This window comes from Streptomyces sp. NPDC007157, from assembly GCF_040634235.1.
Classification (GTDB): Bacteria; Actinomycetota; Actinomycetes; order Streptomycetales; family Streptomycetaceae; genus Streptomyces.
Map to the genome: position 1 here is coordinate 1 of NZ_JBEYFE010000009.1, position 25,269 is coordinate 25,269.

A 25,269-nucleotide genomic window follows, 5' to 3' on the forward strand; every position below is an offset into this window, starting at 1 on the left:
ACCCCGCAGTCCATCCAGTGCCGCAGGACCCGCACGGTCTCGGCGGTCAGGCCGGGCATGTCGGTGTCGAAGGCGATGGGGTAGATGTCCTGGTACTTCTTGGGCGGGTTCTCGGCGTAGGCGATGGTCCCGTCGGGCCGGTGGTGGAACCACTCGGGGTGTTTCTCCACCCAGGGGTGGTCGGGGGAGCACTGGAGGGCGAAGTCGAGTGCGATCTCCAGGCCGTGGCGGCCGGCTTCGGCCACGAACCACCGGAAGTCCTCCAGGGTGCCCAGGTCCGGGTGGACGGCGTCGTGCCCGCCTTCGGGGGAGCCGATCGCCCAGGGCACCCCGACGTCCTCCGTTCCGGCGCTCAGGGTGTTGTTGGGGCCTTTGCGGAAGGTGGTGCCGATGGGGTGGATGGGCGGGAGGTAGACGACGTCGAAGCCCATCTCCGCGATCGCCGGCAGCCGGCGGGCCGCTGTCCGGAAGGTGCCGTGCGGCCGCTCGGGGGTGCCCTCGGAGCGTGGGAAGAACTCGTACCAGGAGCCGTACAGGGCCCGCTCGCGCTCGACCAGCAGCGGCAACGGCTCGGAACAGGTGACCAGTTCCCTGAGCGGATACCGGGTGAGGATCTTGTCGATCTCGGGGCTGAGCGCGGCGGCGAGGCGCCAGGGGGCGGGGCGGTCCTCGTCGCGCAGGGCCTGAGCGGCGGCCAGGACGACCTCCCGCTTCTTGCTCTTCGGCACCCCGGCGGCGGCCCGTTCGTAGAGCCGTGCGCCCTCCTCCAGGACCAGACCGGTGTCGATGCCCGCCGGGATCTTGATCTGGGCGTGGTGGCGCCAGGTGGTGACCGGATCTCCCCAGGCCTCGACCTGATAGGTCCAACGGCCCGGTTTCCCCTCGACGGTGACCTCGGCGCCCCAGCGGTCGGTGCCGGGGGCCAGCTCCCGCATCGGGGTCCAGGGACCCCGGCGGCCCTTGGGGTCCTTCAGTACGACATTGGCGGCGACGGCGTCATGGCCCTCGCGGAAGACGGTGGCGGTGACCTCGAACGACTCCCCGGTCACCGCCTTGGCGGGCCGGCGCCCCTGCTGGACCAGAGGGCGGACGTCGAGGACGGGTATGCGGCCGACGGCGGTGGCCTCGTCCGCGGGGGGTGCGGCACGCGATGACGTGCGCTGTGTCGGAGGTGCTGACGACTGGTGCGTGGCGGGCATGACCGCTCCTGTCCGCGGCAACGAGGGTGTGGGCGGATGGATGGTGGCGGGACGGGTCCTGCGGCTGTTTCCGAGGGCGTACTTGAGGGTCTACCTGTACGGGGTATCAGCGCTGTGTCCATGGGGTGTACCGGAGGAGCCTTCCCACCCTATTCGGGTGGGCAATCCGGCACTTTGTTAACTACTCAGCCGTATGTCTACGCACAAGACCGGCCCCGTTCCGTACGAACGGGGCCGGTGGCGTGTTCGCATCGGGGAAAACGCTTTATGTTTTCGGCACCCGGAGGAGCCGGTTCGGTGACCCCGGTCCCGCACCGGTCACCTTCCCGCTCGCGGCCCCCGCAATCAGGGCCTCGGCGACCTGGGCCGGGGAGGCCTTCGGGTGACCGGCGAGGTAGAGCGCGGCGGCGCCCGCCACATGCGGTGACGCCATCGAGGTACCCGAGTAGGTCGCCTTGCCGGTGTCGCTCGCGTACGAGTCCGAGGTGATCGCCACGCCCGGGGCGAACAGGTCGACGGCACCACCGAAGTCGGAGAAGCGCGCGCGGGCGTCGGTGCGGTCGGTGGCGCCGACGGTGAGGGCCTGCGGTACGTCGGCCGGCGAGTAGCGGGCGGCCGGGACGCCGTCGTTGCCGGCCGCGACGGTGTAGGTCACCCCGGACCTGATCGAGTTCCGTACCGCGGCGTCGAGTTGCGCGTTGTGCGCACCGCCCAGGCTGAGGTTGGCCACCGCCGGCTTGCGGGCGTGTGCGGTGACCCAGTCGATACCGGCGATGACCTGGGCGGTGGTGCCCGACCCCGCGTTGTCCATGACCCGTACGGAGACGACCCGCGCCTTCTTGGCGACGCCGTACCGGGTGCCGGCGATGGTGCCGGCGACATGTGTCCCGTGTCCGTTGCCGTCGCCGGCGGATCTGTCGTTCCCGACGAAGTCCCAGCCGTAGCCCGCCCGGCCGCCGAAGTCGCGGTTGCTGATTCGGATGCCGGTGTCGAGCACGTAGACCGTGACGCCCGCGCCTCCCGACCTCGGCCAGGTGTACGCCCTGTCGAGCGGCAGCCCCGCCTGGTCGACGCGGTCCAGGCCCCAGGACGGCGGGTTCGTCTGGGTGCGGTCGAGCCGTATCCGGCTGTCCTGGACGACGGACGCGACCCGCGGGTCCGCGGCGAGCCGCCGGGCCTGTCCAGCGCTTGCCCGGACGGCGTATCCGTTCAGCACACTGCCGTAAGTATGGCTTATTTTCGCCCCATAGCGGGTGGCGACGTCCTTCCCCGCCGCCGACGCCCCCTCGATCCCCTCTTCCAGGGTCACCAGATAGCTTCCGCCGACCGAGCCCGGTCGGCCGACGCCCAGTACGGTCCCCTCCGGTACGGCGTGCGCGGGCAGGGTGGCCGACGACAGCACCGCGGCCGTGACGGCCGCGGTCAAGCCCCCCACCACCCGCGAACGCCGGATGATCGTCCATGACATGGCTGCGAGTTCCCCCTCCTCAGCTCAGGGGGGCAGCCTCTCGTGCGGGACCGGGTCCCACAAGGAGGCGTGGCGCGTCTCGGTCCGTCCACCGGGGGACGAAGCCGGCGTCTGGTGCCGGAGCTCCGACAACGGCCCCCTCGACACCGGTACCGTCTGAGGGACGCCGAGCCGCACACCGCCGTACGGCTCTCACCACGAACGCGTGGAGTGGAATGTGAAGGCGATCCGTCGGTTCACCGTCCGTCCCGTTCTCCCCGACCCTCTCCGCCCTCTCAGCGACCTGGCGCGAAATCTGCGCTGGTCCTGGCATACCGAGACCCGTGACCTCTTCCAGGCCGTCGACCCCGAGCGCTGGGCCGCCTCGGAGGGCGATCCGGTGCGGCTGCTCGGCAGTGTGCCGACGGCCCGGCTCGCCGAGCTGGCCGGTGACCGCCGGTTCCTGCGCCGGCTGACGGCGGCCGCGGACGACCTCAACGACTACGTGACCGGCGACCGCTGGTACCAGTCCCGGCCGCAGGCCGCCGAGCTCCCGGCGGCCGTCGCCTACTTCTCGCCCGAGTTCGGTATCACCGCCGCCCTGCCGCAGTACTCCGGCGGCCTCGGCATCCTGGCCGGCGACCACCTCAAGTCGGCCAGCGACCTCGGTGTACCGCTGATCGGCGTCGGCCTCCTGTACCGGCACGGGTACTTCCGGCAGACCCTGTCCCGGGACGGCTGGCAGCAGGAGCACTATCCCGTCCTCGACCCGAACGAACTTCCGGTGGTGCCGCTGAAGGACGCCGACGGCACCCCGGCGCACGTCTCCCTCGCCCTGCCCGGCGGCCGGCTGCTGCGCGCCCGGATCTGGCTGGCCCAGGTGGGCCGGGTGCCGCTGCTGATGCTGGACTCCGACGTGGAGGAGAACGACCTCGGCGGACGCGGGGTCACCGACCGGCTCTACGGCGGCGGCAGCGAGCACCGCCTGCTCCAGGAGATGCTGCTCGGCATAGGAGGTGTGCGCGCCGTACGGACGTACTGCCGGCTGACCGGCCACCCCGAGCCCGAGGTCTTCCACACCAACGAGGGGCACGCCGGCTTCCTGGGCCTGGAGCGGATCGCCGAGCTCTGCGCCCAGGGGCTGGACTTCGACTCCGCGCTGGAGGCGGTGCGCGCCGGTACCGTCTTCACCACCCACACCCCCGTCCCGGCCGGCATCGACCGCTTCGACCGGGAGCTGGTCGCCCACCACTTCGGCCCCGACGCCGAACTGCCCGGGATCGGGGTGGAGCACATCCTGCGCCTGGGGATGGAGACCTACCCCGGCGGCGAACCCAACCTCTTCAACATGGCCGTGATGGGACTGCGGCTCGCCCAGCGCGCCAACGGGGTCTCGCTGCTCCACGGCAACGTCAGCCGGGAGATGTTCTCCGGACTGTGGCCGGGATTCGACGCCGACGAGGTGCCGATCACCTCCGTGACCAACGGGGTGCACGCCCCCACCTGGGTGGCCCCCGAGGTGGTCCGGCTGGGGGCGCGGCAGCTGGGCGACCGCCGTACCGAGGAGGCGCTGACCGTCGGCGGCACCGAGCGCTGGGACGCGGTCGCCGACGTCTCCGACCAGGAGATCTGGGACCTGCGCCGGAACCTGCGGGAGCAGTTGGTGCTGGAGGTCCGGGACCGGCTGCGCGCCTCCTGGCGGCAACGGGGGGCCGGGACCGCCGAGCTGGGCTGGATCGACCACGCCCTCGACCCGGACGTGCTGACCATCGGATTCGCCCGGCGCGTCCCCTCGTACAAGCGGCTCACGCTCATGCTGCGCGACCGTGACCGGCTGATGGACCTGCTGCTGCACGCCGAGCGGCCGATCCAGGTCGTGGTGGCCGGAAAGGCGCACCCGGCGGACGACGGCGGCAAGCGGCTGGTCCAGGAGCTGGTCCGGTTCGCCGACGACCCGCGGGTCCGGCACCGGATCGTCTTCCTGCCCGACTACGGCATGGCGATGGCGCAGAAGCTGCTGACCGGCTGCGACATCTGGCTCAACAACCCGCTGCGCCCGCTGGAGGCGTGCGGGACCAGCGGGATGAAGTCGGCGCTCAACGGCGGCCTCAACCTCTCGGTCCTGGACGGCTGGTGGGACGAGTGGTTCCAGCCGGACTTCGGCTGGGCGATCCCGACGGCGGACGGCGCCGGCACCGACCCCGAGCGCCGCGACGACATCGAGGCGGACGCCCTCTACGACCTCCTCGAACAACGCGTCACCCCGCGCTTCTACGAGCGCGGGCAGAGCGGGTTCCCGGACCGCTGGATCGAGATGGTCCGCCAGACGCTGACCCTGCTGGGCCCGAAGGTGCTGGCGGGCCGGATGGTCCGGGAGTACGTGGAGCGCCTCTACACCCCGGCGGCGCACGCCCACCGCTCGATGACCACCGACACGGCCCGTGAACTGTCCGCCTGGAAGGGCAGGGTGCGGGGCGCCTGGCACGGGGTGTCGGTCGACCATGTGGCGACCACCGCGGCCACGGCCACCGCCGAACTGGGCACCACCCTCGCGCTGCGCGTCCGGGTCCGGCTGGGCGACCTCACGCCCGACGACGTGGAGGTGCAGGCGGTCTCCGGCCGGGTCGACTCCGAGGACGGCATCACGGACGCGACGACGGTGCCGCTGAAGCCGACCGGAGGCCCGGACCTGGAGGGCCACTGGACCTACGAGGGTCCTTTGTCCCTGGACCGCACGGGCCCCTACGGCTACACGGTCCGCATCCTCCCCTCCCACCGACTCCTCGCCTCAGGCGCCGAACTGGGGCTGATGACGACGCCTTCGGAGGGGGCGGTGGAGGGGGCCGGGGTGCTGATGCGGTGACCACGTGGAACCCGACGCGCCAAGGGTGGGTTGTGCCTGTCCTTGGCGGTCGGATCGCTCCTACGACAACTTCACCAGCCGCACCGATCCGGCCGAGGACTTCTCCGCGGCGGAACTCGGGGACCGGCGCGTAGTCGGCGCCTTCGACGAGTTTCGCCGACAACTCCATGGTCTGCCGAAGGGCATGGCCGACGACGATCCCCAGCGCGTCCGGCTGAACAGGGCGCGGGACCAGGCGGCGGGCGACCTGTCGAACGCCAAGTCGGCCCTCCGGCAGGCCAAGGGCGTCCGCGACGACGCGGCGAACCAGGCCGGGGGTGTCCATGGCGGGTGCCGGACTGACCGGCATCGTCAACGACGCGACTGGGCCCGACCGGGCCGACATGACGTCCGGCGGCTGGCGGCGAGTCCACTTCTATCCGTAGGACGCGAAGGTAGCAAACAGTATGGCAATCGATTTTGACCTTGACGTTGCGACGGAGTCGTCGCCGGTCGAGGTCGCGACCTGGCTTGCTGAAATCGGCAGGGACATCGGCGTGTTCGACGCGTCGTTCACGGCCGAGCGGCTGTTGGACAAGGAGGTGTTTCTCTACACCTCTCGCGGTCTGTGGGTTCGGGTGCTGGAATCGGACCGGCTGTCCCCCTGGGATCCTGTCGTCACCGAACTCGGTTTCACGCCCACTGTCTCCGTGGCCTTCCGTATGGGGAAAGGAGCGGACGTGGGCCTCCAGCAAACCGACATGGTCGGGCTGTTGGCGCGTCTGCTGGAGCGCGTCGAGGGCGACGCGGTTCTGCACTTCCAGTACGAGGTGATCTGGTTGCTTCGCCGGAACGGCGAACTCAGCCTCAACGAACGGGACGACGTCTGGCCACCGCAGCGGCTGGCCCTGATGGCGCAGCCCTACCGGCGGGAAAACCACACCATGGACTCGGAGTGAGTCAGCACACGCGATTCCGGGTTTCACGCGACTGATATGCCGGGGCGCGACATCTGGTGCCCGAATACCGAGGTCGCCCACGCATTCGTGGGAACCGCCGAGGTCTTCTCCAGGCTTTCGGTGTCCCTCGGCTTCCTGGCGACCGCACTGGTTCTCATCGACCGCGCCGGACACCCGGCCCCCGCGATGCCCGGTCCGGATCAGGAACGGGCATGGACGGTGCTGCGGGACCAGCACGCCCGGGCCATGCCGGTCTGACCGTCAGAACTCGGGCTCCGCATCCGCGCACAGCCTCCGCAGCACCGCCCCGCAACGGCGCGCGTACGCCTGCTGCAACCCCCGGGTCGCGGCGCCGCCGGCGCGGGCGTACCACTTGGCGGCCTTGCTGAAGGCCGCGACGGTCAGCCAGACCGTGCCGTCGCCGGTGCGGGTGACCAGGAAGGCCTCCTCGCCGCATTCGGGATGGCCGGTGAGGGTGCCGTAGGCCCAGCCCGCCCGGCGGGACTCCTCCGCCGTCCAGACGACACGACAGGGGGCTTTGATGAGGCCGGCGAGCGTGACCGTGACGTCGACGCCGGGGGCCGCGCGGTCGGCGGCGGCGTCGATGCCCACGCCCAGGGCGCGGTGGAGTTCCCAGGTGAGGACCGTCTCGGCGGCCTTGTGGAAGACCTCCTGGCCCTCGCCTATGCGCGTGCGCACGTGAAGGTGGTGGAAGCCGGGCGGGCAGGCGGCGAGGTCCTCGCGGGTCGCGCCGACAGCCTCGTACGTGAAGGACATGGGAGAGAGCGTAGGGCGGGCCCCCGGGACGTCTTCTCCCCGGGGGCCCGCCCACACCGCTCGTTACGGGGTCAGCTGACGTTGACCGCCGTCCAGGCCGCCGCCACCGCGTTGTACTCGGTGGAGCCGGAGCCGTACAAGGCGGCCGCCGCCGAGAGCGTCCCGGTGCGCGCCGACTTGTAGTTGGTGGTCGACGTGAAGTACGTCGTGAGCGCCTTGTACCAGATCTGCAGTGCCTTGTCCCGGCCGATGCCGGTGACCGCGGAGCCGTTGTACGTCGGCGAGTTGTAGCTCACGCCGTTGATCGTCTTCGCGCCGCTGCCCTCGGACAGCAGGTAGAAGAAGTGGTTGGCGACGCCGGACGAGTAGTGCACGTCGAGGTTGCCGACCGAGGAGGACCAGTAGTTGGCGGAGCCGCCGTCCTTGCTGGGCTGGTCCATGTAGCGCAGCGGGGTGCCGTCGCCGTTGATGTTGATCTTCTCGCCGATGAGGTAGTCGCCGACGTCGGAGGAGTTGGCCGCGTAGAACTCGACACCGGTGCCGAAGATGTCGGAGGTCGCCTCGTTCAGGCCGCCGGACTCGCCCGAGTAGTTGAGACCCGCGGTGTTGGAGGTGACGCCGTGGCTCATCTCGTGGCCGGCCACGTCCAGCGAGGTCAGCGGGTGGGTGTTGCTGGAGCCGTCACCGTAGGTCATGCAGAAGCAGCTGTCGTCCCAGAACGCGTTCACGTACGAGCTGCCGTAGTGGACGCGGGAGTAGGCGCCGACACCGTTGTTCTTGATGCCGCTGCGGCCGAACGTGTTCTTGTAGAAGTCCCACGTCTCCTGGGCGCCGTAGGCGGCGTCCGCGGCGGCGGTCACGTCGGTGGTGGAGCTGGAGGCGGTGCCGGTGCCCCACGTGTTGGTGGTGTTGGTGAACAGGGTGCCGGTGCCGGACGTCCCGTGCTTCAGGTTGTACGTCTTGTGGCTGCCGCGCGAGGCGTCGGTCAGCGAGTACGTCGTGCCCGACAGGCTGGTGGTGAGGCTGACGGTGCCCGAGTACAGGGTCTTGCCGGTGCCGGTGGCGTTCTCGATGCCCTGGTACTCGAAGAGCTTCTTGCCGGTGGCGGCGTCGGTGATGACGTGCAGCTGGTTGGGGGTGCCGTCGTCCTGGAAGCCGCCGACGATCGTCTCGTAGGCGAGGACGGGGGTGCCGTTGCCGGCCCAGATCACCTTGCGGGCGCCGTCGGCCGCCGACTTGCTGGAGCCCAGCGACTTGGCGACGGTGAGCGCCGACTTCTCCGCCTTGGCGGTGCTGATCTGCGGCTTGAGGGAGGCCACCTTGATGGCCGTCTTCGTCGCCTTGGTGACGCCCTCGGTCTTGCCGGCCTTGGAGGTGTGCACGACCAGGTCGCCGCCGAGGACCGGGAGGCCCGCGTAGGTGCGCTCGTAGCGCGTGTGGACGGTGCCGTCGGCGTCCTTCACGACGTCCTTGACGACCAGCTTCTCCTTGGCGCCGAGGCCTATCTGCTGCGCGGTCTCGGTGACGTCCGCCTGCGCCTTCTGGATGAGGGCGGTGCGGGCGGAGTTGGAGAGCAGGGTGGGGGCGGCGGCCAGCTGCTTGTCGGCGGCCGTGGCGTTCGCGGTCATACCCGTGGTGAGCAGGGCGCCGGCGGCGACAGCGGTGGCGATGGCCAGAGTGGTGCGCTTGTGACGCGCGTAGAGGGGGCTCACTCAAGCTCCTTCAGGATGTGGGGAGTCCGGGGCCATGTGGGGTTACCGGCCCGGCTGTGGGGTTGTGAAGTTGCTGTGCTGTGCGACGGGTGAAGGAAGAGTGACATCAAGGTCGCGTACATGTCAGGACCCTGAAGTGATGTTGGCCGAAAAGCAGGTGTTGGGTGAACATTGCGAGCATGTAAAACGGGCGCCGCCCGGGGGGAGTCGAACCCCCGGACGGCGCCCGTCGTTCACGCCCGTGTCCTGCGGTTTACGGGAAGGTCAGCTTCCAGCTGTTGATCTTGCCGACGTCCTGTGCGGCCTGGTCCTGGACCTTCAGCTTCCAGGTTCCATTGGCCGATTCCGACGAGGCGTTCACCGTGTAGGTGTCCGTCACGTTGTCCGCGGAGTCGGACGAGCTGAAGGCCTTCAGGCGGTACGACGTCCCGGACGGACCGACGAGGTCGATCACCAGATCGCCGCGCCAGGTGTGGCTGATATTCGGCGTCACCTGGAGGTTGCTCGGCGCGTTCCCGGTCCGGCCGGAGACCGTGATCGACGAGGTCACCGCGGGCCCGTTGTCCGGGATCGACACCGGAGTGGTGCTCTCGTACGAGGTGCCCGTACCGCCACCGCCGCCGGAGCGAGAGCCGACCGCCACGGCCGCCCAGGCGTCCTGCACCGCCTTGTACTCGGTGCTCGTGGTGCCGTACAGCTCACCCGCCGCCGCGAGGGTGCCCGTGCGGGCGGCCGCGTAGTTGGTGGTCGAGGTGAACTTGGTGGTGAGCGCGCGGTACCAGATCTGGAGCGCCTTGTCCCGGCCGATGCCGGTGACCGGAAGGCCGTCCTTCGTGGGCGAGTTGTAGCTGACGCCGTTGATGACCTTGGCGCCGCTGCCCTCGCTCAGCAGGTAGAAGAAGTGGTTCGCGACGCCGGACGAGTAGTGCACGTCGAGGCCGCCGACCGACGAGGACCAGTAGTCGGCCGAACCGCCGTCCTTGCTCGGCTTGTCCATGTAGCGCAGCGGGGTGCCGTCGCCGTTGATGTCGATCTTCTCGCCGATGAGGTAGTCACCGACGTCGGAGGAGTTGGCCGCGTAGAACTCCACGCCGGTGCCGAAGATGTCCGAGGTCGCCTCGTTCAGGCCGCCGGACTCACCGGTGTAGTTGAGACCCGCGGTGTTGGAGGTGACGCCGTGGCTCATCTCGTGGCCGGCCACGTCGAGGGCGGTCAGCGGGTCCGCGTTGCCGGAGCCGTCACCGTACGTCATGCAGAAGCAGCCGTCGTCCCAGAACGCGTTCACGTACGAGTTGCCGTAGTGGACGCGGGAGTAGGCGCCGACACCGTTGTTCTTGATGCCGCTGCGGCCGAAGGTGTTCTTGTAGAAGTCCCAGGTCTCGGCGGCCCCGTAGTGCGCGTCGGCGCCCGCGGTGGCGGCGTTCGACGTGGTGCCGTTGCCCCAGGTGTTGCTCGACTGCGAGAACAGCGTGCCGGTGCCCGAGGTGCCGTGGTTCAGGTTGTACGTCTTGTGGCCGCCGCGGTCGCCGTCGGTCAGGTTGTACGTCGAGCCCGACTGGGTCGTCGACAGCGACACCGTCCCGCTGTACTGGGTGTTGCCGGTGCCCGTGACGTTCTCGATGCCCTGGTACTCGAAGAGCTTCTTGCCGGTGGCGGCGTCGGTGATGACGTGCAGCTGGTTGGGGGTGCCGTCGTCCTGGAAGCCGCCGACGATCGTCTCGTAGGCGAGGACGGGGGTGCCGTTGCCGGCCCAGATGACCTTGCGGGCGCCGTCGGCCGCCGACTTGGTGGAGCCGAGGGTCTTGGCGCGGGAGACGGCCTGCTTCTCGGCGCTCGCCGCGCTGACGGCCGGGGTGAGGTCGGCGACCTTGAGCGTGGCGTTGTTCGCCTTGACGACACGCTCGGTGGCACCCGACTTGGCGGTGTCGACGATCAGGTCGCCGCCGAGGACCGGGAGGCCCGCGTAGGTGCGCTCGTAGCGGGTGTGGACGGTGCCGTCGGCGTCCTTCACGACGTCCTTGACGACCAGCTTCTCCTTGGCGCCGAGGCCTATCGACCTGGCGGTGGCGGCCTTCTCGGCGGTCGCGTCACGCAGCAGCTCCGCGCGCTGCGAGGGCGAGAGCTTGACGGCGGCGTGCGCGGGGTTGATCCGGCCGGCCTGCGGTGCGGCCGGGGTGGCGCTGGCGGCGCCCGACTGGACGGCAGCGGCGATCAGGGCGGTGACACCCGCGAGGGCCACTACTGCGGTGCGGTGGGGGGTGCGTCTGCGAGAGGAACTGCTTCTCAACACTGACTCCTTCTGCGTGGCCGCGGGTCACACGGCCAGGGGAGATCCGGAGGGCGGGTGGGCCGTCCGGGCAGAACATGCGGAACAGGCGGAACGCGGAACCACGTACGCGTGCAGTGCCGGACCCGGCAGCGACTGGGTGATTCTGTGGGGTTGCTGTGAGTCGGCCGTGGGAAGAGTGGCACCAGAAAACGCGATCTGTCAGGACCGCGTCAGGAATTTGGCCGGAAATCGTTCGTTGACCGGATGTTCATGTTCGGTATGCGGATCGTTCGGTGAGGGGGCGGGTCTCAGGGCACCTTGTCGCCGTGCCAGGTCGCCCAGAGCGCCGCGTACGCCCCGCCCGCGGCCACCAGCTCCTCGTGGGTGCCGAGTTCGGTGACCAGGCCGTCCTCCATCACGGCGACCCGGTCGGCGTCGTGCGCGGTGTGCAGCCGGTGGGCGATGGCGATGACCGTACGGCCCTCCAGGACGGCGGCCAGGGCGCGTTCGGCGTGCCGGGCGGTCGCCGGGTCCAGCAGCGCCGTCGCCTCGTCCAGGATCAGCGTGTGCGGGTCCGCCAGCACCACGCGGGCGAGCGCGAGTTGCTGGGCCTGGGAGCCGTCCGTGGCACGACCGCCCGCGCCGAGCACGGTGTCGAGGCCGCCGGGGAGGCCGCGGACCCAGCCGTCGGCGCCGACGGCCGTCAGCGCCGTCCACAGGTCCGGGTCGCTCGCGGTGGGTTCGGCGATCAGCAGGTTGTCCCGGACCGTGCCGAGGAAGACATGGTGTTCCTGGGTGACCAGGACGACCTGGCGGCGCAGCAGCTCCGGTGCCAGCCCGGCGATCGGCACCCCGCCCACCGTCACGGTGCCCGACCCGGGCGCGTCGACGCCCGCCAGCAGCCGGCTCAGCGTCGTCTTCCCGGCGCCGGACGGCCCGACCACCGCCAGCCGCTCCCCGGGCCGCACCGTGAGATCCACCCCGCGCAGCACCTCGCCGCCGCGCTCGTAGGCGTACCGCACCCCGCGCACATCGATCCGGTCGTCCGCCGGCGTCGGCGACCCGCCGTCCGGCTCCGTCCGCGGAGCCTGCGCCAGCCCCTCCACCCGCGCGAACGAGGCGCCGCTGGACTGGAGTTGCTCCACCCGCATCAGGATCTGGTCGAGGGGCTCCGTGAACTGCCTCAGATACAGCGCCGCCGACACCACCACACCGACCCCGACCTGCAGCAGCCCGCCGATCAGCAGCACCCCGGCCACCGGCACGGAGTACGACACCTCGACCGCCGGGAAGAACACGGTCCGCAGATACAGCGTGTAGAAGCGGGTCTTCCGGTTGGCCTCCAGCGCCTGTCGGCTCGCCGCGATCCGCTGCTCCTGGAGCCGGAACGCCTCCACCGTGCGCGCGCCCGCCACCGTCGCCGTGACGATCTCCGCGACCCCGGAGGTCGTCGCGCCCTCCCCGAGATAGCCGTCCCGGGCCCGGCGCAGATACCAGCGCAGCGCGAGCCAGATCGGGGCCAGCCCGAGCACCCCGAACGCGCCGAGCATCGGGTCCAGTGCGAAGACCGCGGCCATCACGAACAGCGCCTGCACCGAGTTGACCAGCAGCTCGGGCCCGACATCGCGCAGCGTGGTGCCGACGGTGCTCACGTCGGAGGTGCCGCGCGCGGTCAGATCCCCGGTGCCGGCCCGCTCCACGACCGACGCGGGCAGGGCGAGCGCCCGGTCCACGAACTCCTCGCGCACCCGGGCCAGGGTCCGCTCCCCGAACCGGTGGCCCAGGTAGCGGGCGGAGCGGGCGAGCAGCAGCTGGGCGAGCGAGCAGAGCAGGATCCACAGGGCGAGGCGGTCCACGGCGCCGACACCGCGGCCGGCCCGGACCGCGTCCACGATCCGGCCGACCAGCCACGGGCCGACCAGACCGGTGCCGGCGGCGAGCGCGTTCAGCAGCAGGGCGGCCGAGAAGGCCCCGCGGTCGGCCCGCACCAGGCGGAGCACGGCCCGCCGCACGTCGGCCCGTGCGGCGACGGGCAGTTGGCTCGTCGTCACCGTACGGCCTCCTCTTCCTCCGTGTCCCGGGCCACCAGGGCGCGGTAGCCGGGCTCGTACTCCAGCAGGCCCTCGTGGGTGCCGGTCGCCGCGACCTTGCCGTCGACCAGGTAGATCACCTCGTCGGCGCGGGCCAGCATCAGGGGTGAGGTGGTGGTGAGGAGGGTGGTGCGGCCGGCGCGGGCGGTGCGCAGGCGCTCCGCTACGAGGGACTCCGTGTGGGCGTCGAGGGCGGAGGTGGGTTCCACGGCGAGGAGGACCTCGGGGTCGGTGAGGAGGGCGCGGGCCAGGCGGATGCGTTGGCGTTGGCCGCCGGAGAGGTTGCGGGCCTGGGCGGAGATCTCCGAGTCGAGGCCGTTCGGGAGGGCCTGCAGGATGTCGGTGGCTGCGGCTGCGTGGAGGGCGTGGGTGGTTTGCGCGTCAGAAGGTGCGGCCGAGGGTTCAGTGGCGGGTGCGGGCGAGTGGGGGCTTGTCGCGCAGTTCCCCGCGCCCCTGAGGGGCGCGTCGGGGCCGCCGCTTGGATACGGCTCTGCGCTCCTGAGGGGTGCGTCGGGGCCGCCGCTTGGATACGGCTCTGCGCTCCTGAGGGGCGCGTCGCGGTCGCCGCTTGGATACGGCTCTGCGCCCCTGAGGGAGTTGCGCAGGCTGTCGGCGAAGAAGTGGGCATCGTTGTCGGCTACCAGGATGCGCGTCCGTACCTCCGGCAGGGGCACGGCATCCAGGCGTACCCCTCCCCAGGTCACGTTCGACGGGATGTAGCGGCCCAAGCGGTCCACCACCGCTCCCGTTTCCGTCACGCTCGCGCCCACCAGAGCCGTCAGCCGGCCGGGGCGGACCCGTACCCCCGACTCCGGGTCGTGCAGGACCGCCGGTTCGGCCGGGGCCCGCTCCGTGCCCTCGTCCGGCTCCGGGGCCAGGTGCAGCAGGCCTACCACCCTGCGGGCGGCCACCACGCCCCGGCTGAGTTGGTAGCCCATGTCCAGGAAGAAGGCCACCGGGCCCACCAGGACCGCGACATAGCCGTACACCGACACCAGCTGGCCCACCGTGATCTCCCCGCGGGCGGCCATCCGGGCCGCGAGCCAGGTCACCACCGCCAGGTACACCGTGGGCAGGCCGACGCCCAGGGCCTGGACCCAGCTGGCGACCGCACCCACCCGGTAGCCCTGCACGCGCAGGTGCTGTGAGTCCTTGCGGAAGGCGTCCGCGAACAGGCCCTTGCCGCCGAGGCCGTTGAGGACACGGAGACCGCCCGCGAGGTCGCCGATGCGGGCCGTGAGGACGCCCTGGCGTTCCCGGTACTCGGTCTCCCGGCCCTGGAGCCGCCGGGTCAGCGGGCCCGCGAGCAGCGCCACCACCGGCACCCCGAGCAGGACCACACCGGTCAGCAGGGGCGAGATGGGCATCAGCAGGCCGGCCACCACCGCGTACACCACGACCGCGCCCACCCCGGGGCCGACGACGGTCAGCGCCTGGGCGATGGTGTGCACGTCACCGACGCCGATCGTGACGACCTCACCGGCTCCGGTCCGCCGGGGCAGTGCGGCACCGAGCCGTACCGCGTGGCCGACGACCACCTTGATCGTCCGGAAGTACGCGTCCATGCGCACCCGGGTCATCGTGCGGTGGCGCATGATGCTGATCCACGCGTTGACCGCTCCGAGGACGAAGATCGCCGCCGTCCACCCGGCCAGCACCGACATGTGCCCCGGCACCAGGCCGTCGTCCACGGCCCGGGCCATCAGGTACGGCGTTCCGGCCATCAACGTCAGCCAGGTACTGCCCAGCAGCGCCCCGGCCAGCGAGCGGCCCGGCTGGCGGCGCACCAGCCACCACAGGTAGTACCAGCCACCGCGCGTGTCGGGCGTGCCCGGATCCTCGTGCGCGTCGATCACCCCGCGACCCCCGTTCTCCTCGCTAGGCCAGACTGTCCCGCCACGCCCGGTGCAGATCCGCGAACCGGCCGGTGCCCGCGATGAGTTCGGCCGGGCGGCCGTCCTCGACGATCCGGCCGTGCTCCATCACCAGCACCCGGTCGGCGATCTCCACGGTGGACAGCCGGTGCGCGATCACCACCGCCGTACGGCCCTTCAGCACCGTCGACATGGCCCGTTGCACGGCCCGTTCACCGGGGATGTCCAGGGAACTGGTCGCTTCGTCGAGGATCAGCACCGCCGGGTCGGCGAGCAAGGCGCGTGCGAAGGCGACCAGTTGGCGCTGCCCCGCCGAAATGCGCCCGCCGCGCTTGCGGACGTCCGTGTCGTAGCCGTCGGGCAGGGCCGCGATGAACTCGTGCGCGCCGATCGCCTTGGCCGCCTGCTCGATCTCCTCGCGAGTGGCGTCCGGCCGGCCGATGGCGATGTTCTCGGCGACCGTGCCGGAGAACAGGAACGCCTCCTGGGTGACCATCACGACCCCGCGCCGCAGTTCGGGCACGGTCAGTTCGCGCAGGTCCACACCGTCCAGGAGGACCCGGCCGTCGGTCGGGTCGTAGAAGCGGGCGAGCAGCTTGGCGAGGGTCGACTTGCCGGCGCCGGTGGAGCCGACCACCGCGACCGTCTGGCCGGCCGGAAGGGCGAGGTCGAAACGGGGCAGCACCTCGCCGCCGGTGCGGTAGGCGAACCGGACGCCGTCGAAGACGACCTCGCGGCCGGGCAGTTCGCTCTCCAGCGGAGGCAGCTCCCTTGGGGCCGAGGGCTCCGGCACGGACGGGGTCTGGGCCAGCAGGCCCGCGATCTTCTCCAGCGAGGCGGCCGCCGACTGGTAGGAGTTGAGGAACATGCCGAGCCGGTCGATCGGGTCGTACAGCCGGCGCAGATACAGGACGGCCGCGGCCAGCACGCCCAGCTCCAGCGAGCCGGACGCCACCCGGTAGGCGCCCCACAGCACGATCACCGCGACCGAGGTGTTGGCGACCAGCCGGGAGCCGACCACGTACCGCGCCATTTCGAGGAGCGCGTCGCCGTTGGTGCGTTCGTGGCGGCGGTTGAGCACCGCGAACTCGGCGTCGTTGGCGGCCTCCCGGCGGAACGCGCGCACCGGGCGGATGCCGTTCATCGTCTCCACGAACTTCACGATCACCGTCGCGATCGCCGTGGACCGCGCCTTGTACACCCGTACCGCGCGCCGCTGGTACAGCCGCACGAGCAGGTACAGCGGCACGAACGAGGCCACGGCCACCGCGCCGAGGCCCAGGTCCAGCCAGAGCAGCATGGCCGAGATGTAGACGAAGGAGAGGATGACCGTGACCAGCTCCTGGAGGCCCTCGCTGAGCAGTTCGCGCAGCGACTCGACGTCCGTGGTGGAGCGGGAGATCAGCCGGCCCGACGTGTACCGCTCGTGGAAGTCGATGCTCAGGGCCTGTGCGTGGCGGAAGATACGGCCGCGCAGGTCGAGGAGGACGTCCTGGTTCACGCGCGCGGAGGCCTCGATGAAGGCGTACTGGAGGCCGCCGGAGAGCAGGGCGCTCAGGCCGTAGCCGACCGCCACCGCGATCAGCGGGCCGTGGTCGTGGTGGCGGAACGCCGGTACGGCTCGGTCGATGGCGTATGCCACCAGCAGCGGGCCCGCCTGCGCGGCCGCCTGCTGGAACAGCAGCAGGAGCGTGGTCACGGCGACCCGCGCCTTCATCGGTGCGAGCAACGAGCGCAGCAGGGTGGCCGTGGCGCCGGGCGGGACGGGCAGGACGTCCCGGTCGAAGGGGTCGCCGGAGCCGGTGGCGTCGGCGGCCTCTGCGGCGTCGGTCGGTTTCGGGCGGGGGAGTTCGTCGTCCTCGTCGGGGGCGGGCAGGGAGGTGGCGGCGGTCATCGGCGGTGATCCTCCCCGGACATCAGGCGGGCGTACTCGGCGTTGCCGCGGAGCAGTTCGTGGTGGGTGCCGACGGCGGTGACACGGCCGTCGGAGAGCAGGGCGACGCGGTCGGCGAGCAGGACGGTGGAGGGGCGGTGGGCGACGATCAGGGCGGTGGTGTCGGCGAGTACGTCGCGCAGCGCGGCCTCCACGGCGGCCTCCGTGTGCACGTCCAGGGCGGAGAGCGGGTCGTCCAGGACGAGGAAGCGGGGCCGGCCCACGACCGCCCGGGCGAGCGCGAGGCGCTGGCGCTGGCCGCCGGAGAGGCTGAGGCCCTGCTCGCCGACCTGTGTCGCGGTGCCGTGCGGGAGGGCGTGTGCGAAGTCCGCCTGGGCGACGGCCAGGGCACGCTCCAGCTCCGGTTCGCCGGCGCCGTCCTCTGCTCCCATCAGCACGTTCTCGCCGACCGAGGCGGAGAAGAGGGTGGGTTCCTCGAAGGCCACGGCGACCAGGGCGCGGAGTTCCTCGCGGGGCATGGCGGTGATGTCCCGGCCGTCGAGAGTGATCCGTCCGGAGGTCGTCTCGTGCAGGCGGGGGATGAGCGCGGTGAGGGTGGTCTTCCCACTGCCGGTGGCCCCGACGAGGGCCATGGACTCGCCGGTGCGGATGTGCAGGTCGATGTGGGCGAGGGTGGGGGGTGAGTCGGGGGAGGCGTCCGGGTAACGGAACCGCACGTTCTCGAACCGGATGCCGTCGGGTTCGGGGGCCGGTGAGAGGGAGCCGTCGTTTTCGGCGGCGGGTGCGTGGGAGCCGTCGTCGGCTGCGGGCCGGTGGGGGCTGGTCGCGCAGTTCCCCGCGCCCCTCCGGGGCGCCTCAGCTGCGGGCAGTCGTGCCGCTGGGGCGGCACGGGTGGGCGCGGCGGCACCCTGTGAACGCCGGTAAGTGGAACCCCCCTCCGGCTCCCCCTCCTCGCGCGACGCGTCGCGTACCTCGAAGTACCGTTCCGTAGCCGTGGCCGCTTCTTGACTCATCGCAAGCAGGAAGCCGATCGACTCCACCGGCCAGCGCAGCGCCAGGGCCGTCGACAGGAACGCCACCAGCGTGCCCGCGCTCAGCTCGCCCTCCGCGACCTGGACCGACCCCCACAGCAGCGCCGCCCCGATGGCCAGCTCCGGGAGGGTCACGATGACGCCCCAGATCGCCGCCAGCATCCGCGCCTTGCGCAGCTCCGTGCCCCGCAGGGTCCACACCAGGTCGCGGAAGGCCCGAGCCTGGCTGCGGTGCCGGCCGAACCCCTTGATGATGCGGATGCCGAGCACGCTCTCCTCGACCACCGTCGTCAGGTCGCCCACCTGGTCCTGGGCGAGCCGGGCCACCGCCGCGTACCGCTTCTCGAAGATCGCGCACGTCACCATCACGGGGATCGTGGGGACCAGGATGACCAGGCCCAGCGTCCAGTCCTGGAGCAGCATGATGATCACGCCGACGAGGATGGTCACCCCGTTGACCAGCAGGAAGGTCAGCGGAAAGGCGAGGAACATGCGGAGCAGCATCAGGTCGGTGGTGGCCCGGGAGAGCAGCTGACCGGAGGCCCAGCGGTCGTGGAAGGCGACCGGCAGACGCTGCAGGTGGCCGTAGAGGTCCGCCCGCATGCCCGCCTCGACGTGCGAGAGAGGTCTGGCCACCAGCCAGCGCCGCAGCCCGAAGAGCAGCGCTTCGGCGATCCCGAGCAGCAGCAGGTACAGCGAGCCGAGCCAGACCCCGCCGGGGTCCCGGTCGGCCACCGGGCCGTCCACCATCCACTTGAGGACGAGCGGGATGACGAGTCCCGTACAGGAGGCGATCACGGCCACGAACGCGGCGACGGACAGCCGCACCCGCACCGGCCGTACGTACGGCCACAGGCGCAGCAGGGTACGGACGGCGGACCGGTCCTTGGTGGTTGCACGTGTCGGAGGCATCAGGAGCGAGCCTACGGATCGGCACTGACAACGCCTACCGAGTTTTGGCCGGACCGGAATCCGCCGCTGGTCCTACGACCTGGGGGTCCCCCGGTTCGGGCGAAGCCGGGAACGGGGGAGTGCGGGAGGGTTCGAGGGTCGTACGACCGGATCCGCCGCATCAGCCGATCGGTTGATGCCTCTTCCAGCGGGGCGGGCGATGTGGCGGACCGGGCCCGGACGGGACCCTCGGAGCATGCCATCCGTCATCGAAGTGACAGACCTGCGCAAGTCGTACTGCGGCCGCGCCGTCGTGGACGGGGTGAGTCTCGCCGTCGAGGAAGGGGAGATCTTCGGGATCCTCGGTCCGAACGGCGCCGGCAAGACCACCACCGTGGAGTGTGTGGAGGGACTGCGGGTGCCCGACGGCGGGCGCGTCCGGGTCACCGGGCTCGATCCCGTCGCCGAGCACGAGAAGGTCGCCCGTGTCCTCGGCGCCCAGCTCCAGCAGAGCGAGCTGCAGCCCAAGCTCACCGTCCGCGAGGCCCTCGAGCTGTACGCCTCCTTCTATCCGGCCCCGCTCGACTGGGCACCGCTCGCCGAGCGGCTCGCGCTCACCGACAAGCTCACCACCCGGTTCGGCAAGCTCTCCGGCGGGCAGCGGCAACGCCTGTTCATCGCGCTGGCGTTGATCGGGAACCCCCGGGTCGTGGTCCTCGACGAGCTGACCACCGGGCTCGATCCGCGGGCCCGGCGGGACACCTGGGAGCTGATCGAGGACGTCCGGGACCGGGGCGTCACCGTCCTGCTCGTCACGCATTTCATGGAGGAGGCCCAGCGGCTGTGCGACCGGATCGCGGTGATCGACAAGGGGCGGGTGGCCGCCCTGGACACCCCGGCCGGGCTGATCCGCCGTTCCGCCGGGGCCACCGTCATCAGCTTCACCCCGTCCGCTCCGCTGGACGACCACGACCTCGCCGCGCTCCCGGCCCTCGCCTCGATCGCGCACAAGGACGGCCGGGTCACCCTCTCCGGCACCGACGAGACCGTGAACGCGGTCATCACCCTGCTCGCCCGGCACCGCGTCACCGCCCACCAGCTCCGGGTCGTGGACGCGACCCTCGACGATGCGTTCCTGGACCTGACGAAGGAGGAAACGGCATGAACACCGCCGTCCTGCGCACCGAGTTCCGGTTGTTCCGCCGCGAACCCGGCGCCGTCTTCTGGATCTTCCTGTTCCCGACGCTGCTCCTGGTGATCCTCGGCTCGATCCCCTCGTTCCGGGACGCCGACAAGTCCCTGGGCGGGCTGCGGCCGGTCGACGCGTACGTCCCCATCGCCGTGCTGATCGCCCTGATCATGTCCGGGGTGCAGTCGCTGCCCCAGGTCCTGACCGGCCACCGGGAGCGGGGCATCCTGCGCCGGATGCGGCTCACCCCCGTACAGCCCTCCGCGCTGCTCTCCGCGCAGATGGTCGTGCAGGGCACGGTCGCGCTGGGCTCGGCGCTGCTCGCGCTCGTCGTCGGCCGGCTCGCCTTCGACGTACGGCTGCCGAAGCAGCCGGGCGGATACCTGCTGGCCCTGCTGCTCACGACCGTGGCCGCCCTCGCCCTCGGCTCCGTCGTCTCCGCGCTGTCCCGCACCACGAAGATCGCGGGCGCGATCGGCTCGGCGGTGTTCTTCCCGATGATGTTCTGCGCGGGCGTGTGGCTCCCGGTGCGGGAGATGCCGCACGCACTGGCCCGGGTGGTCCAGCTGACCCCCTTCGGCGCGGCCGCCCGCGCCCTGGACCAGGCCGCCGCCGGACACTGGCCGGGCTGGGACCACCTGGGCGTGCTCGCCGTCTGGGCGGTGCTGCTGACGGCCGCGGCGGCGCGCTGGTTCCGCTGGGAGTAGGTGGCCGGCCGTGCAGACTGGGGACATGACCGCGGAGGACAGCCGGATCGACCGGCGCTGGGAGCAACTGCACACCTGGGGGCCGTACGGGCTGCTCGGCATCAGTGTCGTCCTCGCCGTCGCCTCCGCCGACCCGGACACCGGCGCGGCCAGGTGGTGGACCGCGTGGGCCCTGGTCGGCGCCGCGCTCGTGCTCCAACTGTGGTGGCACGGCACCCGGTTCCGCCGCCCCGACCGCGGCCGTACGCCCTCCGTGGCCGGGAGCGTGTACTACGTCGTCCGCTGGGCGCTCGCCTTCGCGCTCACCTGGCTCAACCCGTTCTTCGCGTTCTACGCCGCCACCGGCTACATGGACGCCGACGAACTGCTGCCGCGCCGGTGGCGGCGGCTCGGGCTGCTGGCGAGCGCGGGCACCGTGGCGGGTGCGCAGGCGGGCGGGATGCCGTTCGAGAGCGTGCTCCAGTGGGTCCTCTTCGCCGTGCTGCTGCCCGTCAACTCAGGTCTCCAGATGGCGATCGCCCACCTCACCGAGCAGGAGGCCGAGCGGTCCCGCGAGCGCACCGAGACCATCGCCGCCCTGCGCCAGGCCCTGGACGAGAACGCGGCCCTGCACGCCCAGCTCCTCGTCCAGGCCCGGGAGGCCGGGGTCGCCGACGAACGGCGCCGGCTCGCCGCCGAGATCCACGACACCATCGCCCAGGGCCTGACCGGGATCATCGCCCAGCTCCAGGTCGTCACCAACACCCCCGATCCGAAGACGGCCGAGGAGCACGTGAGCCGCGCGCTCGCGCTGGCCCGGCACAGCCTGGGCGAGGCCCGCCGCTCCGTGCACAACCTGGCCCCGGTGGCCCTGGAGAACGACGGGCTGCCCGAGGCACTGAAGAAGACGGTCGTCGAATGGGGCGAACGGACCTCCATACGCGCCGAGTTCACCCTCACCGGCACCGCCGAGCAGCTCCACGAGGAGGTCGCGGCCACCCTGCTGCGCATCGTCCAGGAGGCCCTGTCCAACGCCGCCCGGCACGCGCACGCCTCCCGGGTCGGCGTCACCCTCTCCTACCTGGGCGAGGAGGTCATCCTCGACATCCGCGACGACGGCACCGGCTTCGACCTGCTCGCCGTGCCCGCCCGTAGCCGGGCCGGCGGCTTCGGCCTCGACGGCATGCGCGCCCGCGCCGAACGCATCGCCGGTTCCCTGACCGTGGAGTCCGAACCGGGACTCGGCACCGCGCTGTCGGCGCGCGTACCGTTGGTCCGCCATGACAACTGAGCCCCCGATCTCGCTCCTCGTCGTCGACGACCACCCCGTCGTCCGTGACGGCCTGCGCGGCATGTTCGAGTCCGCCCCCGGCTTCACCGTGCTCGGCGAGGCCGGGAACGGAGCGGAGGCGGTCGACCGGGCCGCCGCCCTGGACCCGGACGTGATCCTGATGGACCTGCGGATGCCGGGCGGCTCCGGCGTGGACGCCATCCGCGAACTGACCCGGCGGGGTGCCCGCGCCAAGGTCCTGGTCCTCACCACCTACGACACCGACTCCGACACCCTCCCCGCGATCGAGGCGGGCGCCACCGGCTATCTGCTGAAGGACGCCCCGCGCGAGGAGCTCTTCACCGCCGTCCGCGCCGCCGCCCAGGGCCGTACCGTGCTCTCCCCGGCCGTCGCCTCCCGCCTGGTCTCCGCCGTCCGCACCCCCGGCGCCCCCGGCAACGAACCGCTCTCGGCCCGCGAACGCGAGGTCCTGGCCCTGGTCGCCAGGGGCACCTCGAACCGCGAGATAGCCCGCGAACTCTTCATCAGCGAGGCCACGGTGAAGACCCATCTCACCCACCTCTACGCCAAGCTGGGCGTCAACGACCGCGCGGCGGCGGTCGCGACGGCCTACCAGCGGGGGATCCTCGGCTAGTCCGGCCCCTGACCTGCCGCGGCCGGCCCCGTCGCCGGCCCGCGTCAGCCGACCACCCTCAGCAGCAGCACCGTCCGCGCGGGCACCGTGATGACCGTGCCGGCCTCGTGCACCACGTCCGGTGCCTCGCTCTGCTCCTCCCGTGAGGTGTCGACGAGCACCTCGTAGCGTTCCGCCCACGGCGGGCCCGGCAGCAGGAACTCCGCCGGGCGGTCGCCGGCGTGCAGGACGGTCAGGAAGCTGTCGTCCAGGACCGGCGCCCCGCGCTCGTCGCGGCCGGGGATGTCCCGCCCGGAGAGATACATGCCGAGGGTGGCGGCGGGCGCGTACCAGTCGCCCTCGGTCATCTCCTCGCCGTGCGCCGTGAACCAGGCCAGGTCGCGCAGCCCGTCCGCCGAGTGGGCGCGGCCCGAGAAGAAGGCGCGCCGGCGCAGCACCGGGTGGCGGTGGCGCAGCCGGATCAGCCGGGAGGTGAGGTCGAACAGCGGCCGCCAGGCCGGGTCGTCCAGCAACCCCCAGTCCAGCCAGCTGATTTCGTTGTCCTGGCAGTAGGCGTTGTTGTTGCCGCGCTGGGTGCGGCCCAGTTCGTCGCCGGCGACCAGCATCGGAACGCCCGTCGACAGCAGCAGCGTCGTCAGGAGGTTCCGCAACTGCCGCCCGCGCAGCGCCCGTACGCCCTCGTCGGCCGTCTCGCCCTCCGTCCCGCAGTTCCAGGAGCGGTTGTCGCCGGTGCCGTCGCGGTTGTTCTCGCCGTTGGCCTCGTTGTGCTTCGCCTGGTACGACACCAGGTCGCGCAGGGTGTAACCGTCGTGCGCGGTGATGAAGTTGACCGAGGCGTAGGGGCGCCGGCCGCCCCAGGCGTACAGGTCGCTGGAGCCGGAGAGGCGGTAGCCGAGGTCGCGGACGTCCGGGAGGGCACCGCGCCAGAAGTCCCGGACGGCGTCCCGGTAGCGGTCGTTCCACTCGGTCCACAGCGGCGGGAAGGCGCCCACCTGGTAGCCACCGGAGCCCACGTCCCACGGTTCGGCGATCAGCTTGACCCGGCGCAGCACCGGGTCCTGGGCGATCACCGCGAGAAAGGGGGAGAGCATGTCGACGTCGTGCATCGAGCGGGCCAGCGCGGCCGCGAGGTCGAAACGGAAGCCGTCCACGCCCATCTCGGTCACCCAGTAGCGCAGCGAGTCCGTGATCAGCCGCAGCACATGCGGCTGGACCACGTGCAGGGTGTTGCCGCAGCCGGTGTAGTCGGCGAAGTGCCGGGCGTCGTCCTGGAGCCGGTAGTAGCCCCGGTTGTCGATGCCCTTCAGGGACAGCGTCGGGCCCAGCTCACCGGCCTCGGCCGTGTGGTTGTAGACGACGTCGAGGATGACCTCGATCCCGGCCGCGTGCAGCGCGCGCACCATCCGCTTGAACTCGCCGACCTGCTGTCCCGTCGTACCGGAGGCGGCATAGGCGGCGTGCGGGGCGAAGTAGCCGATGGAGTTGTAGCCCCAGTAGTTCTTCAGGCCCCGCTTCAACAGGTGGTCCTCGTGCGCGAACTGGTGCACGGGGAGGAGCTCGACGGCCGTCACACCGAGGTTCACGAGGTGCTCGACGGCCGCCGGGTGGGCCAGCCCCGCGTAGGTGCCGCGGAGTTCCTCGGGTATCCCGGGGTGCAGTCTGGTGAAGCCGCGCACATGCAGCTCGTAGATGACGGAGTCCGCCCACGGGGTCTTCGGGCGGTGGTCGTCGGACCAGTCGTCGTCATCGTGGACGACCACGCCCTTCGGGACGTACGGCGCCGAGTCCCGGCCGTCCCGGACGGTGTCGGCGACCTGCTGGTCCGGCCAGTCCCGGACATGCCCGTACACCTCGGGCGGCAGACCGAACTCCCCGTCCACCGCTCGCGCGTACGGGTCGAGCAGCAGCTTCGCCGGGTTCCAGCGGGCGCCCGTCCACGGGTCCCAGCGGCCGTCGACCCGGTAGCCGTACCGCTGCCCCGGCAGCACGCCCGGCACGAACCCGTGCCAGATCTCGTGCGTCAGTTCGGTCAGCGGGATCCGGGTCTCCCGGCCCTGCTCGTCGAAGAGGCAGAGCCGGACCGCCTCGGCCCCGGCCGCCCACAGGGCGAAGTTGGTGCCGGCCACCCCGTCCGGGCCGACCCGGAACCGGGCGCCCAGCGGAGTCGGCGACCCCGGCCAGGCGGCCGGGACGGGCAGGGCCGTCCCGTTCACCACGGGGGCCTCCGCCCTCGGGGCCCGCGCCCGTGCCCCCTGCTGCTCGGCTGCGCTCGTCACCTGTCGGCCCCTTTGTCGTCCCGCGGCTCGCCGACCCCCGGGGCGCACCCCGCCCGCGTCCGGGCAGCCGACCGTGCCCGGACTCCCGGTCCCGGGCACGGTCGGCGGCTCGCTACGGACACGCCCGCGGCGGCTCTCCCGCGGGCGCGGCGGCTCCCCAGCTCGTCGTCCTTCCCTCTGTTCTGCCCAGTGCCGGCGTCGCACTCAC

General features: G+C 71.6%; 18 protein-coding genes. 8 read left to right on the forward strand and 10 right to left on the reverse strand.

Annotated elements, in window-relative coordinates; all coding sequences use genetic code 11:
* Positions 1 to 1,199 (reverse strand): maltotransferase domain-containing protein (locus ABZ642_RS18110; protein ID WP_360484400.1); only part of this gene is annotated, 1,199 nt, incomplete at its 3' end.
* 265 nt (positions 1,200 to 1,464) lie between these two features.
* Positions 1,465 to 2,667 carry a S8 family peptidase gene (locus ABZ642_RS18115; RefSeq protein WP_360484404.1) on the reverse strand — a complete coding sequence of 401 codons (1,203 nt, stop codon included), beginning with the start codon at positions 2,665 to 2,667 and terminating at the stop codon, positions 1,465 to 1,467.
* Positions 2,668 to 2,884: 217 nt separating this feature from the next.
* Here ABZ642_RS18115 and ABZ642_RS18120 point away from each other — a divergent pair, with 217 nt between their 5' ends.
* The 4 genes from ABZ642_RS18120 (at position 2,885) to ABZ642_RS18135 (ending at position 6,705) form a co-directional block, all read left to right on the forward strand.
* Positions 2,885 to 5,509 carry a glycosyltransferase family 1 protein gene (locus tag ABZ642_RS18120; RefSeq protein WP_360484407.1) on the forward strand — a complete coding sequence of 875 codons (2,625 nt, stop codon included), beginning with the start codon at positions 2,885 to 2,887 and terminating at the stop codon, positions 5,507 to 5,509.
* 4 nt (positions 5,510 to 5,513) lie between these two features.
* The gene (locus ABZ642_RS18125; RefSeq protein WP_360484410.1) at positions 5,514 to 5,972 is read left to right on the forward strand and encodes a hypothetical protein; all 459 of its coding nucleotides are present in this window, start codon (positions 5,514 to 5,516) and stop codon (positions 5,970 to 5,972) included.
* Positions 5,956 to 6,447, forward strand: coding sequence for a SitI3 family protein (locus ABZ642_RS18130; protein WP_360484412.1), 492 nt, complete (start codon positions 5,956 to 5,958; stop codon positions 6,445 to 6,447). Before ABZ642_RS18125 ends, ABZ642_RS18130 begins: the two co-directional genes overlap by 17 nt.
* Positions 6,448 to 6,534: 87 nt before the next feature.
* Positions 6,535 to 6,705 (forward strand): DUF6086 family protein, encoded by a 171-nt coding sequence (locus ABZ642_RS18135; protein WP_360484415.1) that lies wholly within the window; start codon positions 6,535 to 6,537, stop codon positions 6,703 to 6,705.
* Positions 6,706 to 6,708: 3 nt separating this feature from the next.
* Here the strand turns inward: ABZ642_RS18135 and ABZ642_RS18140 are convergent, their stop codons facing one another.
* The 7 genes from ABZ642_RS18140 to ABZ642_RS18170 form a co-directional block, all read right to left on the reverse strand.
* On the reverse strand, positions 6,709 to 7,224 hold the full coding sequence (locus ABZ642_RS18140) for a DUF1990 domain-containing protein (RefSeq protein ID WP_360484418.1): 516 nt from the start codon (positions 7,222 to 7,224) through the stop codon (positions 6,709 to 6,711).
* 71 nt (positions 7,225 to 7,295) lie between these two features.
* Positions 7,296 to 8,936: a M4 family metallopeptidase gene (locus tag ABZ642_RS18145; protein WP_360484421.1), complete on the reverse strand. Its 1,641-nt coding sequence runs from the start codon at positions 8,934 to 8,936 to the stop codon at positions 7,296 to 7,298.
* A gap of 253 nt (positions 8,937 to 9,189) precedes the next feature.
* Positions 9,190 to 11,223: a M4 family metallopeptidase gene (locus ABZ642_RS18150; protein ID WP_360484424.1), complete on the reverse strand. Its 2,034-nt coding sequence runs from the start codon at positions 11,221 to 11,223 to the stop codon at positions 9,190 to 9,192.
* A 290-nt stretch (positions 11,224 to 11,513) separates the two neighbouring features.
* Entirely contained in the window at positions 11,514 to 13,256 is a 1,743-nt protein-coding gene (locus ABZ642_RS18155) for an ABC transporter ATP-binding protein (protein WP_360484427.1), read from the reverse strand.
* Positions 13,253 to 15,151, reverse strand: a complete 1,899-nt coding sequence (locus ABZ642_RS18160; RefSeq protein ID WP_360484430.1) for an ABC transporter ATP-binding protein — start codon at positions 15,149 to 15,151, stop codon at positions 13,253 to 13,255. Before ABZ642_RS18160 ends, ABZ642_RS18155 begins: the two co-directional genes overlap by 4 nt.
* A 22-nt stretch (positions 15,152 to 15,173) precedes the next feature.
* Positions 15,174 to 17,063 (reverse strand): ABC transporter ATP-binding protein, encoded by a 1,890-nt coding sequence (locus tag ABZ642_RS18165; protein WP_360484433.1) that lies wholly within the window; start codon positions 17,061 to 17,063, stop codon positions 15,174 to 15,176.
* Positions 17,060 to 19,006, reverse strand: a complete 1,947-nt coding sequence (locus tag ABZ642_RS18170; RefSeq protein ID WP_360484436.1) for an ABC transporter ATP-binding protein — start codon at positions 19,004 to 19,006, stop codon at positions 17,060 to 17,062. Before ABZ642_RS18170 ends, ABZ642_RS18165 begins: the two co-directional genes overlap by 4 nt.
* A 235-nt stretch (positions 19,007 to 19,241) precedes the next feature.
* On the opposite strand from ABZ642_RS18170, the gene ABZ642_RS18175 reads away from it, so the two are divergent.
* From ABZ642_RS18175 to ABZ642_RS18190, 4 genes are read left to right on the forward strand one after another with little or no spacing between them, the layout of a single operon-like run.
* On the forward strand, positions 19,242 to 20,150 hold the full coding sequence (locus ABZ642_RS18175; protein ID WP_360484439.1) for an ABC transporter ATP-binding protein: 909 nt from the start codon (positions 19,242 to 19,244) through the stop codon (positions 20,148 to 20,150).
* A complete protein-coding gene (locus ABZ642_RS18180; RefSeq protein WP_360484442.1) occupies positions 20,147 to 20,881 on the forward strand; it encodes an ABC transporter permease in 735 nt (244 codons plus the stop codon). The genes ABZ642_RS18175 and ABZ642_RS18180 overlap by 4 nt, the downstream gene beginning before the upstream one ends.
* Before the next feature lie 25 nt (positions 20,882 to 20,906).
* Positions 20,907 to 22,151: a sensor histidine kinase gene (locus ABZ642_RS18185; RefSeq protein ID WP_360484445.1), complete on the forward strand. Its 1,245-nt coding sequence runs from the start codon at positions 20,907 to 20,909 to the stop codon at positions 22,149 to 22,151.
* On the forward strand, positions 22,141 to 22,785 hold the full coding sequence (locus ABZ642_RS18190; protein WP_360484448.1) for a response regulator transcription factor: 645 nt from the start codon (positions 22,141 to 22,143) through the stop codon (positions 22,783 to 22,785). The genes ABZ642_RS18185 and ABZ642_RS18190 overlap by 11 nt, the downstream gene beginning before the upstream one ends.
* A 44-nt stretch (positions 22,786 to 22,829) precedes the next feature.
* Here the strand turns inward: ABZ642_RS18190 and glgX are convergent, their stop codons facing one another.
* On the reverse strand, positions 22,830 to 25,061 hold the full coding sequence (gene glgX, locus ABZ642_RS18195) for a glycogen debranching protein GlgX (RefSeq protein ID WP_360484451.1): 2,232 nt from the start codon (positions 25,059 to 25,061) through the stop codon (positions 22,830 to 22,832).
* Positions 25,062 to 25,269 lie beyond the last annotated feature (208 nt).

Bases quoted from the DNA above. Each gene is read 5' to 3' on its own strand.
- ABZ642_RS18115 (WP_360484404.1), bottom strand. From the start codon at position 2,667: ATGTCATGGACGATCATCCGGCGTTCGCGGGTGGTGGGGGGCTTGACC.
- ABZ642_RS18130 (WP_360484412.1), top strand. From the start codon at position 5,956: ATGGCAATCGATTTTGACCTTGACGTTGCGACGGAGTCGTCGCCGGTC.
- ABZ642_RS18140 (WP_360484418.1), bottom strand. From the start codon at position 7,224: ATGTCCTTCACGTACGAGGCTGTCGGCGCGACCCGCGAGGACCTCGCC.
- ABZ642_RS18165 (WP_360484433.1), bottom strand. From the start codon at position 17,063: ATGACCGCCGCCACCTCCCTGCCCGCCCCCGACGAGGACGACGAACTC.
- ABZ642_RS18170 (WP_360484436.1), bottom strand. From the start codon at position 19,006: ATGCCTCCGACACGTGCAACCACCAAGGACCGGTCCGCCGTCCGTACC.
- ABZ642_RS18175 (WP_360484439.1), top strand. From the start codon at position 19,242: ATGCCATCCGTCATCGAAGTGACAGACCTGCGCAAGTCGTACTGCGGC.
- ABZ642_RS18180 (WP_360484442.1), top strand. From the start codon at position 20,147: ATGAACACCGCCGTCCTGCGCACCGAGTTCCGGTTGTTCCGCCGCGAA.
- ABZ642_RS18185 (WP_360484445.1), top strand. From the start codon at position 20,907: ATGACCGCGGAGGACAGCCGGATCGACCGGCGCTGGGAGCAACTGCAC.
- ABZ642_RS18190 (WP_360484448.1), top strand. From the start codon at position 22,141: ATGACAACTGAGCCCCCGATCTCGCTCCTCGTCGTCGACGACCACCCC.